Below are 19406 nucleotides of genomic sequence, written 5' to 3' on the forward strand. Positions count from 1 at the left end.
GGTAGATTTTAATCATCGAACTAGATAGATTATTAAGAATAAATCTCCCTGTAACTTATATCCGGAAGCAAAGGCTTAGGAAAGATATAAGTTACAGGGAGATTTTATCAGCTTCAAATATTATTATATATAAATGGTTTATTGTTCTAATCTTTACTTGTGAAATGTTTAGAGCTTATTTATTAAAATATATTGACCTATTCTTAATATTAAATATTGAGAATTATTTTAATATGGAATTATTCTTCCTCATCAATTATTCGTCTTGCAACATATACACCACTTGCAGAAGCGTGTGATAATGAATGTGTAACGCCGCTTCCGTCACCGATTATGTAAAGACCTTTGTACTTGGTTTCAAGGTTGTTATCAATCTCAACTTCCATATTGTAGAATTTGACCTCAACACCATATAAAAGAGTGTCGTCATTGGCAGTACCCGGAGCAATCTTATCAAGAGCGTAAATCATCTCTATTATTCCATCAAGTATACGCTTAGGTAGAACAAGGCTTAAATCGCCGGGAGTAGCAGAAAGAGTAGGTCTTACAAGTCCTTCTTCAATTCTTTTATCTGTGCTTCGTCTGCCTCGTATAAGGTCACCGAATCTTTGGACAATTACACCGCCTCCAAGCATATTAGAAAGACGTGCAATACTTTCACCATATCCGTTGCTGTCCTTGAAAGGTTCAGAAAAGTGCTTTGCAACAAGCAGGGCAAAGTTAGTATTTTCAGTCTGTTTATCACTGCCTTCATAGCTGTGTCCATTAACAGTTACAATGCCGTTCGTATTCTCATTAACAACGATACCGTTAGGATTCATACAGAAGGTGCGGACTAAATCCTCAAACTTTTCAGTCCTGTATACAATCTTACTTTCGTATAATTCATCTGTAAGATGTGCAAATATAACAGCAGGAAGCTCAACTCTTACGCCGATATCAACACGGTTTGATTTGGTTGGAATATCTAAGTCCTGACAGACTTTTTCAATCCATTTGCTTCCGCTTCTTCCAACTGACACAATACATTTGTTGCAGTCCATATAGGTATTTTTGTAATATATCCGGTAATTATTATCAATTATTTCAATATTAGTAACAGGAGTATTAAAGTAGAAATCAATATGCTCCTTCATTTCATTGTACATATTTTCAAGGACAATATAGTTAATATCAGTTCCAAGATGTCTTACAGAAGCATCAAGAAGCTTTAATTTGTTCTGCATACATAAAGTCTTGAATTTGGTACCGGCAGTTGAGTACATATGCGTATCCTCACCGCCGTGGGAAGTATTGATGGTATCAACATATTTCATAAGGCCGATAGCTTCTTCCTTGCCGATATATTCGTAAAGAGTACCACCAAAGTCATTAGTAATGTTGTATTTGCCATCAGAAAATGCTCCGGCACCGCCAAAGCCATTCATAATGGCACAGGTTGGGCATTTGATACAGGATTTGATATTTTTCCCGTCAATTGGACATTTTCGTTTCTCCAAAGTATTGCCTTCTTCAAATACGGCAACCTTTAGATCAGGAGCTTTCTTCATAAGCTCATAAGCAGAGAATATTCCGCCCGGACCAGCACCTATAATTATTACATCATATTTCATAAAATATTCACCCCACAATCGTTAATCGTCCTAAGTATTATATTATAAAAGCAGGATTATTAACAAGCAAAACAATTAAGATATGAATATTAATCTTGAAAATGTTGTAAATACAATGTATTAATGCGGAATGAAGATGTTACAATCCAGACATACTAATAATCCACATACAGATAAGTGTAATTGTGGTCTTACAAGATATACAGGTAAGAGTGACTGTAAGCTTACAAGATAATAAAGCAGATTATAATATGATGCACATATAAGCATAACAGCCAGCTTATATATAAAGCTGATAAATTACCAGCAGATAGATTGAAAAATATAATAAAAATAATGGAGGAATTATATGAACAGGGCAGAACAGATTAAAGGCTATCTTAAAAGACTTGGTGATGGTGAAAGTCTTGAGAATGTTAAGAAAGATTTTGTTAAGGAATTCAATGATGTCAATCCAATAGAGATTATGGAAGCGGAGCAGGCGTTGATAGCAGAGGGAACACCTATATCAGAGGTTTCAAAGCTGTGTGATGTTCACTCAGCATTATTTCACGGTGCGACTAAGGAAGAAAGAATAGCCAAAGCGGAAAATGAAATATCAGAGATGAAAAAGTACTATGATGACACAATGAAAGGTATGACTAAGAGTGCCATTGCAGATATGCGTAAAGACAGAGAAAGCATTTTTAATAAACTGGCTATGATAAGCGGCCACCCATTAAATACTTTTGTGAAAGAAAATAAGGCAATCCAGCAGGTTATTGATGATATTAAAGAAAATATTACAAGCGGACATATTGATATAAAGGCACTGAAAGAGAAGATATATAAGCTCAGGGAGTTATCTATTCATTATGCCAAGAAAGGGGATTTGTTATATCCGGTGCTTAATGTACGATATAAAATCAGCGGACCTTCGGCGGTTATGTGGACAGTTGATGATGAGATAAGAGATGAGCTGTCAGACATAGCAAAGCAGTTAAATTACATGGACGGTAATAACAGTAGCAAAGCAGACAATAATAACAGTGCGGATAACAATAATGGTAAAAGTCTGGACGGTAAATTAATTGAAAGAATAGAAAATGTTATAAAGAGGGCAGAGGAGATGATATATAAGGAAGATAATATATTGTATCCTAACTGTGCCGCTAATTTTACGGAAGCTGAGTGGATTGGAATATATCACGATTCCAAAGATTATGCCGTGTGCCTTGATACAGTATCAGACAGATGGGAGAAAGCAGAAGAAGTAGAAAATGTGTATAAACCTGAAGTGTCAGAACAATCTGATAAGAAAGAAGATGTTCAGAATGAGTTATATATGGCAGGCGGACATATGACACTTTCGCAGCTTGAGGCACTGCTTAATGCAATACCAATGGAGATAACATTTGTTGATGAAGATAATATCAACAGATATTTTAATGAAGGGTCAAAGGTATTTAAAAGACCTGTTATGGCAATTGACAGGGAGGTATTCTCGTGCCACCCACCAAAGATTGAGGCAAAGGTCAGAAGAATTATAGAAGAATTCAGGATAGGAACACTTGATGAAGTACCTGTCTGGATGGATAAACAAGGAAGGACTATGCTTGTTAAATATATTGCGGTAAGGGACAAGCAGGGAAATTATGTTGGAACTCTTGAGGTGGTTCAGGATATGGAATTTGCTAAAGAACATTTTGCAAAGCTTAAATAAACGTGTATACAAGGTTTCTCTTTAAATATAGCCGATAAGGACATTGACATTTCTTTCACATAAAAATATAATATAATATTGTCTGAATGGAATTGATTCAGCATTAAGTATATTGATATGGTAGAATTATGAAGAATAACAATAATGAACTCATTGATTATATGATTAATGATTTTAAAAGTGGAATTAAGCACGGAGTGCTTGTTGCCAATCTGACATATGAGCTTGCACAGATGTGTGGTTTGTCTAAAGATGAGGCATACGAATTAAAGATTGCTGCGATGGTTCACGATGTTGGAAAGTTAAAGCTTTCAGAATATCTGTATGGAAGAACCGATGAGGCACTTCCGGAAGATGAGAAGCAGTATATGAGTATGCACTCAAAGATAAGCCATGATCTATTGAAAAAATACGATTATTCAGATAATATAATGGATGTCGTTCTTTCACATCATGAATGTTTTGATGGAAGCGGATATCCTAATGGGCTTGTTGGTGAGCAGATACCATTAGGAGCAAGAATATTAAAGGTTGCAGATGAATTTGCGGCACTTATATCAGACAGACCATATAGGAAAGCATTTGATATAGACACTGCTGTTACAATTATGATAGATGAGATTAAGAATATGGATATCAGAGTATTCCTTTTATTCCAGAGGCTTATTCACGAAGATTCGACTATAGAATTGATTAATAATAGCAGATTAGATATTGATGATTTGGATATAAGTGATATACTAAAAATCAGTCAGGATTAGGAGTAACCTAATTATGCCTTAGGGCAAATAAAACAGGCTGTTAATACAGCTAAGAAGAATGAGGTAATTAACTATGGCAGAGTCAATGGTTGGCTTAAAGAGAACACACAGATGCACAGAAGTTTCAAGTGCAGATATTGGCAGTACAGTTACAGTTATGGGCTGGGTTGCTAAAAGACGTAATCTTGGTTCACTTATATTTGTGGATTTAAGAGACAGAAGCGGTCTTTTACAGATTCTTTTTGATGAGAATATTATCGGCAAAGAAGGATTTGACAAGGCATATACATTAAGAAATGAATTCGTAATAGCTGTAGTAGGTAAGGTTATTAAGAGAAGTGGAGCAGTTAATGACAATCTTAAGACCGGTGATATTGAGATTGCGGCTGAATCATTAAGAATACTTTCTGAGTCAGAGACACCTCCATTTCCAATTGAGGATAATATTAATACTAAAGAAGATATAAGACTTAAATATAGATGCCTTGATCTTAGACGTCCTGATATTCAGTCTAATATCATTATGAGAAGCAAGGTTGCCACTCTTACAAGAGCATTTCTTGCTAATGAAGGTTTCCTTGAAATAGAGACACCTATGCTTACTAAGTCAACTCCGGAAGGAGCAAGAGATTATCTTGTGCCAAGCAGGGTTCATCCAGGAAAATTCTATGCACTTCCACAGTCACCACAGCTCTTTAAGCAGATGCTTATGTGCTCTGGATATGACAGATATATGCAGATTGCAAGATGTTTCAGAGATGAAGATTTAAGAGCTGACAGACAGCCGGAATTCACTCAGATAGATATGGAATTGTCATTTGTTGACGTTGATGATGTAATTGATGTTAATGAAAGACTTTTAGCATATCTTTTCAAAGAGGTATTAGATATTGATGTACAGCTTCCAATCCAGCGTATGACATGGCAGGAAGCTATGGATAGATTTGGTTCTGATAAGCCAGATTTAAGATTTGGTATGGAACTTAAGAATGTTACAGACATAGTAAAGAACTGTGGTTTCGGCGTATTTACAGGGGCTATCGAGAATGGTGGAACTGTAAGAGGTATTAATGCCAATGGACAGGGAAGTATGCCTCGTAAGAAGATTGATGCACTTGTCGACTTTGCAAAGGGATATGGTGCAAAGGGTCTTGCTTATATAGCTATTCACGAAGATGGTTCACTTAAGTCTTCATTCTCTAAGTTTATGACTGAGGATGAGATGAACGCACTTGTTGAGGCTATGGAAGGTAAGCCGGGTGACCTTCTTTTATTTGCTGCTGACCGCAATAAGATTGTATGGAATGTACTTGGAGCATTAAGAGTTGAACTTGCTGGACAGATGGGACTTCTTGATAAGAATGATTATAAGTTCCTCTGGGTAACAGAATTCCCACAGTTTGAGTGGTCAGATGAAGAAGAGAGATTCGTAGCTATGCATCATCCATTTACTATGCCTATGGATGAGGATCTTGATAAGCTTGAGTCAGACCCAGGTTCAGTACGTGCCAAGGCTTATGATATTGTACTTAACGGTACAGAGATAGGTGGTGGTTCAGTAAGAATCCATCAGGCTGATGTACAGTCAAGAATGTTTAAGGCACTTGGTCTTACAGATGAAGTTGCTAACGAGAAGTTTGGCTTCTTACTTGATGCATTCAAGTATGGAGTACCACCACACGCAGGACTTGCATATGGTCTTGACAGACTTGTTATGCTTATGGCTAAGAGAGATTCAATAAGGGACGTTATAGCTTTCCCTAAGGTTAAGGATGCTACATGTCTTCTTACTAATGCACCGGATGTTGTTGATGCAAAACAGCTTGAAGATTTATCTATCAGAATTACAGAGTCAGAACAGGAATAATATTTTAAGAGCATTTGAAAGTATTTAATGGATATTTTCAAATGCTTTTTTTAACTATATTTTTAGACAATACTTTGTTAAATCTGGATAAAAATAATGGCTTTATCAGCTTTTTTTTAGCAAAAACATTGCATTTGAATAATCATGGGTATATACTTATTTTTATAAATCTTGGCAAAACTATAACAAAAGACGGGAGAGAAATTATGACAGAGAATCAGTATATAAGGGCAAACAGGACTGTTTTATTTACAGTTCTCATAGTATTTGGTTATATTGCGCTGACCCTGATGGCAGCATTAGGAGTGGGTGACGGACATAACAAAGGAAAGATTTTAATACAGTTTGTTGTGGCACTTGCGGTAATTATTGTATCAGTAGCTGCTTATATTTTAAGGAAGAAGACCAAAGTGTGTGAATTAACGATTGCGGTATCAATGGCATTTGGATATGTTGTTATTATACTGCTTAATTCAACTGATGGTGTATGGACATATGTACTTCCTTTGATTATGGCTTCGATGGTATATCTTAATGAAAAACTAATATTGTGGGCTGATGGCGTTGCGATAGCTGGTAATGTCATAAGACTTATTATGGATTATAATATGTATAATGGAGTGGCTATGGCAAGCAGGGTTCTTGCTATATTAGTATTGGTTATTGTTACATGTATATCTCTTAGTGTAACAAAGCTGCTTAAGCAGTTTTTTGCAGAGAATATGAATAAGATAGAGGCAGCAGCAGTTATACAGAAAGAGAATAACGAGAAGATGGTTGCTGTAGCTGATAATATAACCAGACATTTCGGACAGGCTATGGATATGCTTGATGAGTTAGAAAAGAGCATAGATATAAACCACAATTCAATGAAAGATATAGCAGAAAGCACAGAAAGCACAGCAGAAGCCATACAAAGACAGGCCACTATGTGTGCAGAGATTCAAGAAAACACTGATATTGCTGAAAAAGAGATAAGCGAGATGGTTGAGGCTTCACACAGAACAGATGAGACTGTTAATGATAGTAAGGCTATAGTAGTTGAACTTAAGGAACAGGCACAGAATGTACATGATGCAAGCAATATAATCGTAGATGTGATTAACAGTCTTACAGAAAAGGTTGATGATGTACAGGGATTTATTGGTTCTATCGTAGAGATTTCAAGCCAGACTAACCTTCTTGCATTAAATGCTTCAATAGAAGCAGCAAGAGCAGGAGAAGCCGGAAAGGGCTTCGCAGTAGTAGCCGAAGAGATAAGACAGCTCTCAGAACAGACTAAGAATGCATCTTCAAGCATAACAGATATAATCAATAATCTTTATGAAGATACGAAGAAAGCTAATGAGAGCATAAAAGCGTCAGTTGAGTCAGTTAATAAGCAGAATGAACTTATTGATAATACAAGAGTGACTTTTGAGGACGTAGGAAAAACAGTTGACAATCTTATGAACAATATAGATTCTGCAGAGCAGAGCATTAACAAGATACTGGATTCAACTTCTGTTATTTCTGATAATATTTCACATTTATCAGCAACAGGAGAAGAGGTAGCAGCTGCTTCAACTGAAGGCCTAAAAGTATCTGACACAACAGTTGAAAGTATGAAGAACTGTAAGAATATATTACATAACATATATCTTCTTGCAGAGGATTTAAAGAGTTCAGTAGATAACTAAATGGATTGTAAGAGATTAAGCAGATTACAATGTATTGCAAGACTAGCAGTTGATTATTATAAGTTGTAATTAATAATATAATCAGGATGGTTTTGCAGGGTTATTAATATTTATAAGACAACAGTATGTTTATTATAAGGAGTGCAAATGACATTTTATGTCTGCATTATTTATAAAAGACAGCTGTTGTTTTTTTATGTAATAGGGAATTTCGATAGAATTTCCTATACATAAAAGGTGCTATGTGCCGATGATGCACACTTGCACGAAGATGTAGGTTGTCGCAAGCGACAGTGCTTAGTGTGAGAAGGTGCTTCATATATTTTATTTATATAGGAATATTTTATGCTTGACTTGAAGTTAACTCTAAATGCTATTATCAAAATGTAGAGTTAATAATCAGGTTTAATTAATAATTATATGAGGTGATTAATTATGAGAAGAAATAATATTAGAAAAACAGAGGCACTTATAATGGCATTTGCATTATCAGCAAGCCTGTTGTTAACAGGTTGTGGCAATAGTACAGGTAGTAAGAATACAGCTTCTAATAATGCAAGCATTGTAAGCAGTAGTAACAGCGTAGACAATAATAATGGCAGTAGTGGTAACAAAAACACTAATGGTGACAGTGTTAATGAAAATAATAGTACAACAGACGAAGCTGGAGTTAATCACGATTATCCGGTAATGTTGTTCTCTTATGATAAAAATGATACTAATTATGAAGAACCAGAAGCGTTTAATTCAGAACATCTTGGCGGCAATTATGGTGAGATTGAGAAGATAGAATATTATTCTCCAACTACTAATGCTGCAAGAAATGCCAATGTGTATCTTCCATATGGATATGATAAGAGTAAAAGCTATCCTGTAGTATATCTTCTTCACGGAATGAGTGGAACATATGAAGATTACAGGGTTCTTGGTGCAAGACCAACAGCACAGAATATTGTGTATGAATACAACCGCAACGATATGATATTAGTAAGCTTTACTGTATTTACGGATGTTGACGGAAAGCAGGAATCTGATTATGGATTTTCGGATTTAACTGCAAGATATGATGCCTGTGAAAATGATGTGATTAATGCTCTTATTCCATATATTAATTCGCATTATTCAACTAAGATAGGCAGGGAATACACAGGAATTGCGGGATATTCATTAGGTGGACGGGAAGCTCTTTATTTATGCTTTGCACACCCTGATATATTTGGGTATGTAGGTGCATTTGAGCCTGTTGGAGGAGTCGTTAATACAGGAAGCGGTGAAACATTATATGGCAACAGGGGATATCTTCTTCCTGAGCTTGTTAAGGAAAGTGGGGAAGCACCACTTCTTACACTTATAGTAACAGGTGATGAAGATCCATATTGCAGGGTATCATCAGAGAATTATTCAAGATATATGACAGAACATTCAATTGACCATATATTCTATTACAGACACGGCGGACACGAGGCAGGTGTATGGAATAATGGCTTATATAACTTTCTAAGGCGGATATTCTAATGAAGATTGTATTAAATAACTTAATTATTGTACAAATGTATAATTATACATTGACTTATTGCTAAATAATCTATAAAATTAATAGCTATACAGGTTGTATAACTACAACTATAGAAAATGGAGGTTGTAATATGTATTCATTTGATGAAGTATTGAACTATGATCCAGAATTAGCTAAAGCTATGGATGATGAATTAGCAAGACAGAGAAGCCATATTGAATTAATAGCTTCTGAGAACCTTGTAAGTAAAGCTGTTATGGCAGCTATGGGAAGCCCTCTTACTAACAAGTATGCAGAAGGATATCCTGGAAAGAGATATTATGGTGGCTGCGAATATGTAGATGTTGTTGAAACACTTGCAATTGAGAGAGCTAAGAAGTTATTTGGTTGTGAATATGCCAATGTTCAGCCACATTCAGGCGCACAGGCTAACTTAGCAGCATTCTTTGCTATGGTAGAACCAGGTGACACTGTTATGGGTATGAGCCTTGACTGTGGTGGACACCTTTCACATGGTTCACCAGTTAATATCTCTGGTAAATATTTTAATATAGTTCCTTATGGTGTTACAGCCGAAGGTTTTATAGATTATGATGAAGTATTAAGAATAGCTAAGGAATGTAAGCCTAAGATGATTATTGCTGGTGCATCTGCATATGCAAGAGTCATCGACTTCAAGAAGTTCAGAGAGATAGCTGACGAAGTTGGTGCTTATCTTATGGTAGATATGGCTCATATCGCTGGTCTTGTAGCGGGTGGAGAACATCCAAGCCCAATTCCTTATGCTGATGTAGTTACAACTACAACACATAAGACATTAAGAGGACCAAGAGGTGGTATGATTCTTTCATCAGCAGAAGCTGCTGAGAAGTTCAAGTTTAACAAGTCTGTATTTCCAGGAATTCAGGGTGGTCCACTTATGCACGTTATTGCTGGTAAGGCAGTATGCTTAAAGGAAGCTCTTGATCCAAGCTTTAAGACTTATGCTAAGAATATTGTTGACAATGCACAGGCTCTTTGCTCAGGTCTTATGAACAGAGGATTTGATATCGTATCTGGTGGTACAGATAATCACCTTATGCTTGTTAATCTTTTAAGCAAGAATAAGACTGGTAAGGAAGTAGAAAAGCTTCTTGATGCAGCTAACATTACTTGTAACAAGAATACTATTCCTAACGATCCAGCTTCACCTTTCGTAACAAGTGGTATCAGACTTGGTACAGCAGCAGTTACAACAAGAGGCTTCAACACAGCAGATATGGATGTAGTAGCAGAAGCTATTGCTTTACTTGTAGATGACGTTGATGCTAATCAGGCTAAGGCTATGGCTATGGTTAAGGAACTTACAGACAAGTATCCTCTTTATGAATAATGCTGGAATATATAAGAAATGAACTTCTGGGGATGACTGATAAAGGAGAATATGCAGCATTTACATCCTCACTTATTCCTGGCTGCGATAATATAATAGGAATAAGACAACCGGTATTAAAGCAATATGCAAAACAGCTGATAAAGGAGAATAAGGATTTCCGGCAGCTGCTTAGTGAACCGGATATTTATCAGGAAGAAACACTGCTTAGAAGCTACATAATAGGAATGGGAACAGCGAAGGAGAAAGACTTTAAGAAGGCTTTAAAAGACTTCAACACATTCGTTCCTCTTGTGAACAACTGGGCTGTAAACGACAGCTTCTGTGTAGAATTCAGGGTTATGGATATGTTTCGGGACGAGTTTCTGCCATACATAAAGGAATGTATAGAATCGTTTGATGAATACAGGGCAAGAGTAGGGCTTATAATGCTGTTAGACCACTATTTAAAGGTTGATATGCATGGCATGAAAAGACCGAGAATGAAAAAGGTTACTATTAAAGATATAGAAAGCACAGATGAAATAAATTGTGCTAATGGTTTATATCTTGATGATATATTTTCACTTGTAAACAGGGATTTTTCGGCCTATGGATATTATACACAGATGGCAGCAGGCTGGCTTCTTGCGGAATGTTTTGTTACATTTCCAAAAAGAACGTGGGAATATCTTACAGATACCGACTGCTTAAAGTTAGATAAGTTGTCATATCAGAAGGCGGTACGAAAGATATGTGAATCGCTCACGCCGGATAAAGAAGTTAAACTAAAAGTTAAAAAGGATCTGAAGCAGATGTAATAATCTGTTTCAGGTCTTTTTTTATTGCTTTAGTATATTTTAATAATTTGAATATCAAAATAACCTTGACAAACACATAAGTTTTGTAGTATAAAAATAATGTTTGAAAATCAAAGTAAGATAATCAAATTGTTAGTAAGTCAAATAAATAAGGACAAAAAGTATGATAAGAACAAGAATCATAGGAACAGGAAGCTATGTTCCACCAGATATATTGACTAACGATAATCTGTCAGAAATGGTAGATACGAGTGATGAGTGGATAAGGACAAGAACTGGTATATGTAACAGACATATAGCAAAAGATATGGATAATGCTGATATGGCATATAACGCTGCAAGAAATGCAGTAGAGGATGCACGTATTGAAGCTTCTAAGATTGGTCTGATTATAGTTGCAACGTCAACTCCTGATTATGCTTTTCCTAATCAGGCATCACTTGTACAGGCAAAGCTTAAAGCAGTAAATGCTATGTGTTTTGATGTAAGTGCAGCATGTTCAGGTTTTATTACAGCCCTGGATATTGCAGCTTCAATGTTAAAGGCAGGTTCGTATAAATATGCACTTGTTATTGGTTCAGAAAAAATGTCAGAAATAGTTAACTGGAAAGACAGAAGTGTGTGTGTGCTTTTTGGAGATGGTGCTGGTGCAGTGGTTCTTAAAGCAGTTGATAACAACACAGAAGATGTTACAGGTGCCTTAGTTGGTCATGAAAGAGGAATTATTGACAGCAATATCTACAATGATGGAACAGGTGCATCTGTTTTAACAGGTGGCAGAAGATTTTCTGATTCATGCAGCACAGATATATTTATACATATGGATGGACAGGAAGTGTTTAAATTCGCCGTAAAGAGTGTTCCTACAGCTATAGAAACACTTTTACATAATAATAATATGGATATTAATGAAGTTGATAAGTTCATATTGCATCAGGCTAATGTACGTATTATAGAGAGTGTAGCTAAAAGACTTAAGGCTGATAAAGATAAGTTTCCAGTCAATCTGAATGAATATGGAAATACATCATCAGCAAGCATTCCTATTCTGCTTGATGAGTTAAACAGGAATGGAAGCTTAAAACAGGGAGAGAAGCTTGTACTTGCCGGTTTTGGTGCAGGATTAAGCTGGGGAAGTATTCTGCTTGTATGGTAGCACGGTTAAAGATGCTAAGCTTATTATATAGATATTTGCAGACTGCTTACTAAAAGATATCAGGCAGCCGGATAAGCGGCATTTTAACATATATAAGATGTTTATGGCAAAAGCTTTGCCATAGATATCAAAGTTGTGGGCTTTTGACCCCGACAACATATAATAAAAAATAATAAGAATTAAGGAGATTTAACATTATGTTTGAAAAAGTAAGAGAATTAGTTGCAGCACAGTTAGGTATAGATGAGGCAGTTATTAAGCCTGAGTCTAATTTCAAGGAAGATCTTAAGGCAGATTCACTTGATCTTTTTGAACTTGTTATGTCACTTGAGGATGAGTGTTCAGTAACTATTCCATCTGAGGAGCTTGAAAAGATTCTTACAGTACAGGATGTTGTTGATTATATCGAGGCTAACCAGAAATAGTTATAAATGTCAGGAAGGAAGATAAGTTATGAAAACTCGTGTAACAGAGCTTCTTAATATAGAATATCCTGTTATACAGGGCGGTATGGCATGGGTTGCAGATGCTAATCTGGCAGCCCACGTCAGCAAAGCCGGTGGAATGGGATTTATTGGAGCAGCTAATGCGCCGGCAGAATGGGTTAAAGAACAGATACATATTGCAAGAAAGATAACAGATAAGCCAGTTGGTGTTAATATTATGCTTTTAAGTGATTATGCAGATGAGATAGCACAGCTTGTTATTGATGAGCATATAGAAGCAGTAACAACAGGTGCAGGCAATCCAAGCAAATATATGAAGGCCTGGAAGGAAGCTGGAATAAGGGTTATTCCTGTTGTGGCATCAGTTGCACTTGCAAGAATGATGGAACGTGCCGGAGCAGATGCAGTTGTAGCAGAGGGCATGGAATCAGGTGGACATATCGGCGAGGAAACGACCATGACACTTGTACCACAGGTTGTTGATGCAGTTAATATTCCTGTTATAGCAGCTGGCGGAATAGGTGATGGCAGAGGTGTATGTGCGGCATTTATGCTTGGTGCAGAGGCTGTACAGATGGGAACAAGATTCGTTGTGGCTAAGGAGTCAAATGTCCATCAGAATTATAAGGACAGAGTTATAGCTGCCAAGGATATAGATTCAGTAGTAACTGGCAGAAGTACAGGTCATCCAGTAAGGTCACTTAGAAACAGCATGACAAGAGAGTATCTTGATATGGAAAAAGAAGGCGTTGAGTTTGAAAAGCTTGAAAGACTTACTCTTGGAACACTAAGAAAGGCTGTTGTGGATGGTGATGTCAAGCAGGGAACTGTAATGGCAGGTCAGATAGCAGGTCTTGTCAATAAGGAACAGACATGTGAAGAGATTATTAAGGAGCTTATGAAGGAAGTCTCTGAGGTATATAATTCACATAATAAGCTGGCATAAAACAGTGTATGGAAATGAGGATTTAAAAGGTATGGGAAAAACAGTTGTAATGTTTCCAGGACAGGGAAGCCAGCGTACTGGAATGGGAAGAGAAAGCTATAATAGCTGCACTTCATCAGTAAAGTGCTTTAAGAAGGCTGGTGAACTGACAGGTATCAATATGGAGCATTTAATATTTGAAGAAAATGATCTTCTTGATAAAACCGAGTATACACAGATTGCGTTATATGTAACAGAAATCGCCCAGCTTGCTGATATGGTTGAGCAGGGCCTTACGTATGATGCAGCTATTGGACTTTCATTAGGTGAATATAGTGCACTTACTGCAAGTGGTGCGCTATCTTATGAAGATGGTGTAAGACTTGTAAGAAACCGTGGAATATATATGGAACAGGAGGTTCCGGCTGGTATAGGCGCCATGGCTGCAGTTATCGGGCTTACATCAGATGAGGTTGACAGTGTACTTGCTAAATATAACAAGGATAAAAGTGGGAACACAGAGTCTGATAATGATATGTATCCTGATACAGTTTCCGCAGCTAATTACAACTGCCCTGGCCAGATAGTAATATCAGGTAAAAAGGAATGTGTACAGGAGGCTATGGAAGTGCTTAAGGAAGCAGGAGCAAGAAGAACACTCCTTCTTAATGTAAGTGGACCGTTTCATTCAAAGCTTCTTAAGGGCGCAGGTGATAAGCTTATGAAGGATCTTGAAAAAGTTACTTTTGATAAAGTGAAGTATCCTTATGTGGCAAACTGTACAGCTGAGTATGTGGATGAGAATACATCCAGTGGATATATAAAAGAACTTCTTTCAAAGCAGGTATATAGTTCAGTACGTTTTGAACAGTCAGTCAGAAAAATGATAGCCGATGGTTATGATACATTTGTTGAGGTGGGACCAGGAAAGACTTTATCTGGCTTTGTTAAAAAGATAGCTAAGAGCATGGAAAAGGAAGTAGTTATAAAATAACAGGCAATAAATGCAGACAAGATATTGGTAAGGCTTTAGCAATATTGTATCGATGAAAGGCAGTGTGTTATGTGTATGGATAATTGTATAAAAAGATATGAAAACAAGATAGTGCTTGTAACCGGAGCTAGCAGAGGAATAGGAGCTGCTATAGCTGCCCGTTTTGCCAAAGAGGGGGCTGTGGTTATTGTTAATTACAGTGGTAATGATGAGGCAGCAGATAGAACAGTTGAAAATATTCTGGCTGCCAACGGAAAGGCAGAAAAATACAAGTGTCAGGTTGATTCGTATGAAGAAACTGAAAAAATGATTACATATATAATGGATAAATATAAGAGAATAGACATTCTTATAAATAATGCAGGTATAACAAAAGATGGTCTTATCATGAGAATGAAAGAGGAAGATTTTGACAGAGTTATAGATGTTAATCTTAAGGGAACATTTAACTGCATAAGACACGTAAGCAGATACATGTTAAAGCAAAGAAGCGGAAGAATAATCAATATGTCATCAGTTGTAGGCATAGCTGGTAATGCAGGACAGGTTAATTACAGTGCTTCTAAAGCAGGTGTGATAGGTATTACCAAATCTGCGGCAAAGGAGCTTGCATCGCGAGGAATAACTGTTAATGCAGTTGCACCTGGATATATTGATACAGATATGACAAAGGTTTTATCTGATGAACAGAAGAAGTCAGTACTTGATATGATTCCTCTTTCAAGAATGGGAAGCGTGGATGATATAAGCAATGCTGTAGCATTTCTGGCATCAGATGAAGCAGCATACATAACAGGACAGGTGATATCAGTAGATGGAGGTATGAATATCTGATGAGAAGAGTAGTTGTTACAGGTATGGGTGCAATAACACCTATAGGTTTAAGTGTGGATGAATTCTGGAATTCTGTTAAAGAGAATACAGTTGGAATAGATAATATAACAAGATTTGATACAACAGATTATAAGGTTAAGCTTGCAGCAGAGGTAAAGGATTTTGATGCTAAGAATTATATGGATTTCAAGGCAGCCAAAAGGATGGAAAAGTTCAGCCAGTATGCTGTTGCGGCCGCGCATGAGGCTATGAAGGATTCGGGGCTTGATATGGCTAAAGAGGATGCTTTCCGTGTTGGTGTATCAGTAGGCTCTGGTGTTGGAAGCCTTGAAGCTATGGAAAGCAATCACAAGAAGCTTCTTGAAAAGGGTCCATCTAGGATTAATCCGCTTCTTGTACCTCTTATGATAACTAACATGGCAGCTGGCAATGTATCAATACAGCTAGGTTTAAAGGGTAAGAATATAAATGTTGTTACAGCATGTGCTACTGGAACTAACTCTATAGGTGAAGGCTATAGAAGCATACAGCATGGAGAAGCAGATGTTATGTTTGCAGGTGGAACTGAAAGTTCTATATCTCCTATTGGAATCGGTGGTTTTGCTGCGCTTACAGCACTTTCAACATCTACAGACCCTAAGAGAGCCTCTATCCCATTTGACAAAGAAAGAAATGGCTTTGTCATGGGTGAAGGAGCAGGTGTGGTTGTACTTGAAGAACTGGAGCATGCTTTAAAGAGAGGAGCGCATATATATGCAGAGATCACAGGCTATGGCTGTTCTTCTGATGCATACCATATAACATCACCTATGGAGGATGGAAGTGGAGCTGCATATGCTATGACAAGTGCCATGAAGGAAGCAGAAGTAAAACCAGATGATATCGATTATATAAATGCACATGGAACAAGTACCCATCATAATGATCTTTTTGAGACAAGGGCGATCAAGCTGGCACTTAAGGATGCAGCTTACAATGTGCCTGTAAGTTCAACAAAATCCATGGTTGGACATCTGCTTGGTGCAGCGGGCGCAGTTGAGTTCATAGCCTGTGTCAAGTCAATCCAGGATGGTTATATACATCCAAATGTAGGACTATCAGAAACAGAGGAAGAAATGGATCTTAATTATGTCAAGGATGAAGGAATCGAAAAGGACGTTGATGTAGTCATGACGAATTCTCTTGGTTTTGGTGGACATAATGCAACTCTTATAGTAAGAAAGTATTCATAATATGATGAACGCTTAAAGTACATAAGTAGATTGCTGGTGAGATATATGGAATACCAGAATATGAATAAAAGGTCATGAAGAAATGGAGATAATATATGGAATTAGAAAATGTAATAAAGCTCATTAATGCTGTATCAGAATCTTCACTTACAAGCTTTAGCATGGAAGATGGCGACACTAAGCTTTCGCTTGGCGCTGACAGAAGTGACAGGGCAGCTGTTAAAGAAACTGCCGGTGCTGATGATATAGTTAATAGCGATAACGGCAATGAATCAGGATTGAATAAATCGGACATTAAAACTTCTGATGATAATGTGCTTACTGTTAATTCACCACTTGTAGGTGTATTTTACAGTTCAGCATCTCCGGAAGCTGATGCATATGTAGCAATAGGTGACAGGGTTAAAAAAGGTCAGGTAATCGGTATAGTAGAAGCAATGAAGCTTATGAATGAGATTGAAAGTGATTATGATGGTGTGGTTACTGATATTCTTGTAGATAATGAACAGATGGTTGAATATGGACAGCCTATGTTTGTTATAAAACCAGTCTGACAATACGTCGGTATCAAAGGCATGGGTTTTTGATACCGACATTATATATATGAAATTCGATTATTTAATATAAGGAGTTAAGTATGCTTACAACAAAGGAAATAATGGATATTATACCACACAGACATCCTTTTCTGCTTGTGGATACGATAGATGAACTTGAGCCTGGAATAAAGGCAACAGGATATAAGTGTATTACATATGATGAGCCTTATTTTGCAGGACATTTTCCAGCTGAGCCTGTTATGCCGGGGGTCCTTCAGATAGAGGCATGCGCACAGGTAGGCGCTGTTGCGATACTTTCGCTGGAAGAAAACAAAGGTAAAACAGCATATTTTGGTGCAGTTAATAATGCAAGATTTAAAAGAAAAGTAGTTCCTGGTGATAAACTTAAGATGGAATGTGAGATTATAAAGAAAAAAGGACCAGTTGGCGTGGGAAAGGCTGTTGCGACGGTAGATGGCGAGGTTGCACTTACAGCAGAGCTTACATTTATGGTAGGTTAATCCGTCTGATGTTATAAATATAATATGTGGATTATGGAATGATTATAAGGAGATGAAGCTGTGTTTAATAAGATATTGATAGCGAACAGAGGCGAAATAGCTGTTAGAATAATAAGAGCCTGTAGGGAAATGGGTATACAGACAGTTGCAGTATATTCTGAGGCGGATAAGGAAGCACTTCATACGCAGCTGGCTGATGAGAGTGTATGTATAGGAAAGGCAGCAGCTAAGGATAGTTACCTTAATATGGAAAGAATATTGAGTGCAACAGTAGCTACACATGCAGATGCAATACATCCAGGCTTTGGATTTCTTTCTGAAAACAGTAAGTTTGCATCATTATGTGAAAAATGTAACATCACATTTATAGGTCCAGATTCAGATATCATAGAGAAAACAGGTAATAAACAGGAAGCAAGAAATACAATGATATCAGCAGGTATTCCAGTTATTCCAGGAACCAAAGAACCAGTTATGGATGCAGAAAGAGGAAAAGAGCTTGCAGACAATATAGGTTATCCTGTTATGGTTAAAGCTGCACTTGGCGGCGGTGGCAAGGGGATGCGTGTTGTATATACAAAAGAAGATTTTAAAAGGGAATTCGATAACGCACAGAGAGAAGCTGTGAATGGCTTTGCTGATGGCACAATGTATATAGAAAAATATATAGAAAAGCCAAGACATATAGAGTTCCAGATATTAGCTGATAAATATGGAAATACAATTCATCTTGGTGAAAGAGATTGTTCAATACAAAGAAATCACCAGAAGTTAGTTGAGGAATCACCCTCTCCTGCGTTGAATGATGAATTAAGAAAGAGAATGGGAGATACTGCAGTGGCAGTGGCTAAGGCAGTTAACTATGAAAATGCAGGAACAGTTGAGTTTCTTCTTGACAAAAACGACAATTATTACTTTATGGAGGTAAATACCCGTATTCAGGTCGAGCATGGTATAACGGAACTTGTGACAGGTGTTGATCTTATAAAGGAACAGATAAAGATAGCAGCCGGCGAAAGTCTTGGTATTAAGCAGGAGGATGTAAGGATACATGGTGCTGCCATAGAAATAAGAATCAATGCTGAAAACCCTGAAAAGAACTTTGCACCTAATCCGGGAACAATAAAGAATATACATATACCAGGTGGTAATGGTGTAAGAATAGATACTGCAGTTTATAGTGGATATACGATACCTCCTTTTTATGATTCCATGATAATGAAGGTTATGACATATGCAAACGACAGGAAAACAGTGATTGAGAAGATGAGAAGTGTCCTTGGCGAGATTATTATTGAAGGTGTCACAACAAATACAGATTTTATGTATGATATATGCCAGAATGAGAAGTTTATTAAAGGTGATGTCAGTACAGATTTCATACCAGAGGAGTATCCACAGGTATGTAAAAAATAGTTGTTCGTTATGCACAGTAAGAGTGCGTGGAAA

General features: G+C 37.0%; 17 protein-coding genes. 16 read left to right on the forward strand and 1 reads right to left on the reverse strand.

All coding sequences use genetic code 11. The features are described 5' to 3' along the window. Positions 1 to 239: 239 nt before the first annotated feature. Positions 240 to 1613, reverse strand: a complete 1374-nt coding sequence (locus WMO14_RS07335) for an NAD(P)/FAD-dependent oxidoreductase (RefSeq protein WP_349153586.1) — start codon at positions 1611 to 1613, stop codon at positions 240 to 242. A gap of 349 nt (positions 1614 to 1962) precedes the next feature. On the opposite strand from WMO14_RS07335, the gene WMO14_RS07340 reads away from it, so the two are divergent. The 16 genes from WMO14_RS07340 to WMO14_RS07415 all read left to right on the forward strand — a co-directional run bounded on the left by WMO14_RS07340 (position 1963) and on the right by WMO14_RS07415 (position 19373). Next, the gene (locus WMO14_RS07340) at positions 1963 to 3315 is read left to right on the forward strand and encodes a DUF438 domain-containing protein (protein WP_349153587.1); all 1353 of its coding nucleotides are present in this window, start codon (positions 1963 to 1965) and stop codon (positions 3313 to 3315) included. Positions 3316 to 3443: 128 nt separating this feature from the next. Beyond that, entirely contained in the window at positions 3444 to 4076 is a 633-nt protein-coding gene (locus tag WMO14_RS07345) for an HD-GYP domain-containing protein (RefSeq protein ID WP_055176072.1), read from the forward strand. A gap of 73 nt (positions 4077 to 4149) precedes the next feature. Next, positions 4150 to 5943, forward strand: coding sequence for an aspartate--tRNA ligase (aspS, locus tag WMO14_RS07350; protein WP_022502252.1), 1794 nt, complete (start codon positions 4150 to 4152; stop codon positions 5941 to 5943). Between the two features lie 206 nt (positions 5944 to 6149). After that, positions 6150 to 7622: a methyl-accepting chemotaxis protein gene (locus tag WMO14_RS07355; RefSeq protein WP_349153588.1), complete on the forward strand. Its 1473-nt coding sequence runs from the start codon at positions 6150 to 6152 to the stop codon at positions 7620 to 7622. A 435-nt stretch (positions 7623 to 8057) separates the two neighbouring features. Continuing rightward, positions 8058 to 9137: an alpha/beta hydrolase gene (locus tag WMO14_RS07360; RefSeq protein ID WP_349153589.1), complete on the forward strand. Its 1080-nt coding sequence runs from the start codon at positions 8058 to 8060 to the stop codon at positions 9135 to 9137. A gap of 131 nt (positions 9138 to 9268) precedes the next feature. Further along, on the forward strand, positions 9269 to 10510 hold the full coding sequence (gene glyA, locus WMO14_RS07365) for a serine hydroxymethyltransferase (RefSeq protein WP_349153590.1): 1242 nt from the start codon (positions 9269 to 9271) through the stop codon (positions 10508 to 10510). A gap of 32 nt (positions 10511 to 10542) precedes the next feature. After that, positions 10543 to 11310 carry a DNA alkylation repair protein gene (locus WMO14_RS07370; protein ID WP_172677790.1) on the forward strand — a complete coding sequence of 256 codons (768 nt, stop codon included), beginning with the start codon at positions 10543 to 10545 and terminating at the stop codon, positions 11308 to 11310. 163 nt (positions 11311 to 11473) lie between these two features. Beyond that, positions 11474 to 12466, forward strand: coding sequence for a beta-ketoacyl-ACP synthase III (locus WMO14_RS07375; protein ID WP_022204245.1), 993 nt, complete (start codon positions 11474 to 11476; stop codon positions 12464 to 12466). A 197-nt stretch (positions 12467 to 12663) separates the two neighbouring features. After that, the gene (acpP, locus tag WMO14_RS07380) at positions 12664 to 12891 is read left to right on the forward strand and encodes an acyl carrier protein (RefSeq protein WP_022204246.1); all 228 of its coding nucleotides are present in this window, start codon (positions 12664 to 12666) and stop codon (positions 12889 to 12891) included. A gap of 28 nt (positions 12892 to 12919) precedes the next feature. Beyond that, positions 12920 to 13858: an enoyl-[acyl-carrier-protein] reductase FabK gene (gene fabK, locus WMO14_RS07385; protein ID WP_022502249.1), complete on the forward strand. Its 939-nt coding sequence runs from the start codon at positions 12920 to 12922 to the stop codon at positions 13856 to 13858. Positions 13859 to 13889: 31 nt separating this feature from the next. After that, positions 13890 to 14831: an ACP S-malonyltransferase gene (gene fabD, locus WMO14_RS07390; RefSeq protein ID WP_022204248.1), complete on the forward strand. Its 942-nt coding sequence runs from the start codon at positions 13890 to 13892 to the stop codon at positions 14829 to 14831. Between the two features lie 75 nt (positions 14832 to 14906). Beyond that, positions 14907 to 15665: a 3-oxoacyl-[acyl-carrier-protein] reductase gene (gene fabG / locus WMO14_RS07395; RefSeq protein ID WP_055176620.1), complete on the forward strand. Its 759-nt coding sequence runs from the start codon at positions 14907 to 14909 to the stop codon at positions 15663 to 15665. Then, positions 15662 to 16897 carry a beta-ketoacyl-ACP synthase II gene (gene fabF / locus WMO14_RS07400; protein ID WP_090140106.1) on the forward strand — a complete coding sequence of 412 codons (1236 nt, stop codon included), beginning with the start codon at positions 15662 to 15664 and terminating at the stop codon, positions 16895 to 16897. Before fabG ends, fabF begins: the two co-directional genes overlap by 4 nt. Before the next feature lie 95 nt (positions 16898 to 16992). After that, positions 16993 to 17451, forward strand: coding sequence for an acetyl-CoA carboxylase biotin carboxyl carrier protein (gene accB / locus WMO14_RS07405; protein ID WP_022204251.1), 459 nt, complete (start codon positions 16993 to 16995; stop codon positions 17449 to 17451). An 83-nt stretch (positions 17452 to 17534) separates the two neighbouring features. Then, positions 17535 to 17957, forward strand: a complete 423-nt coding sequence (gene fabZ / locus WMO14_RS07410; RefSeq protein WP_022204252.1) for a 3-hydroxyacyl-ACP dehydratase FabZ — start codon at positions 17535 to 17537, stop codon at positions 17955 to 17957. A gap of 60 nt (positions 17958 to 18017) precedes the next feature. Further along, positions 18018 to 19373, forward strand: a complete 1356-nt coding sequence (locus tag WMO14_RS07415) for an acetyl-CoA carboxylase biotin carboxylase subunit (RefSeq protein ID WP_349153591.1) — start codon at positions 18018 to 18020, stop codon at positions 19371 to 19373. Positions 19374 to 19406: the final 33 nt, after the last annotated feature.

It is taken from the genome of Lachnospira rogosae (ex Hitch et al. 2025) (assembly GCF_040096455.1).
In the GTDB taxonomy this organism is placed as follows: Bacteria; Bacillota; Clostridia; order Lachnospirales; family Lachnospiraceae; genus Lachnospira; species Lachnospira rogosae.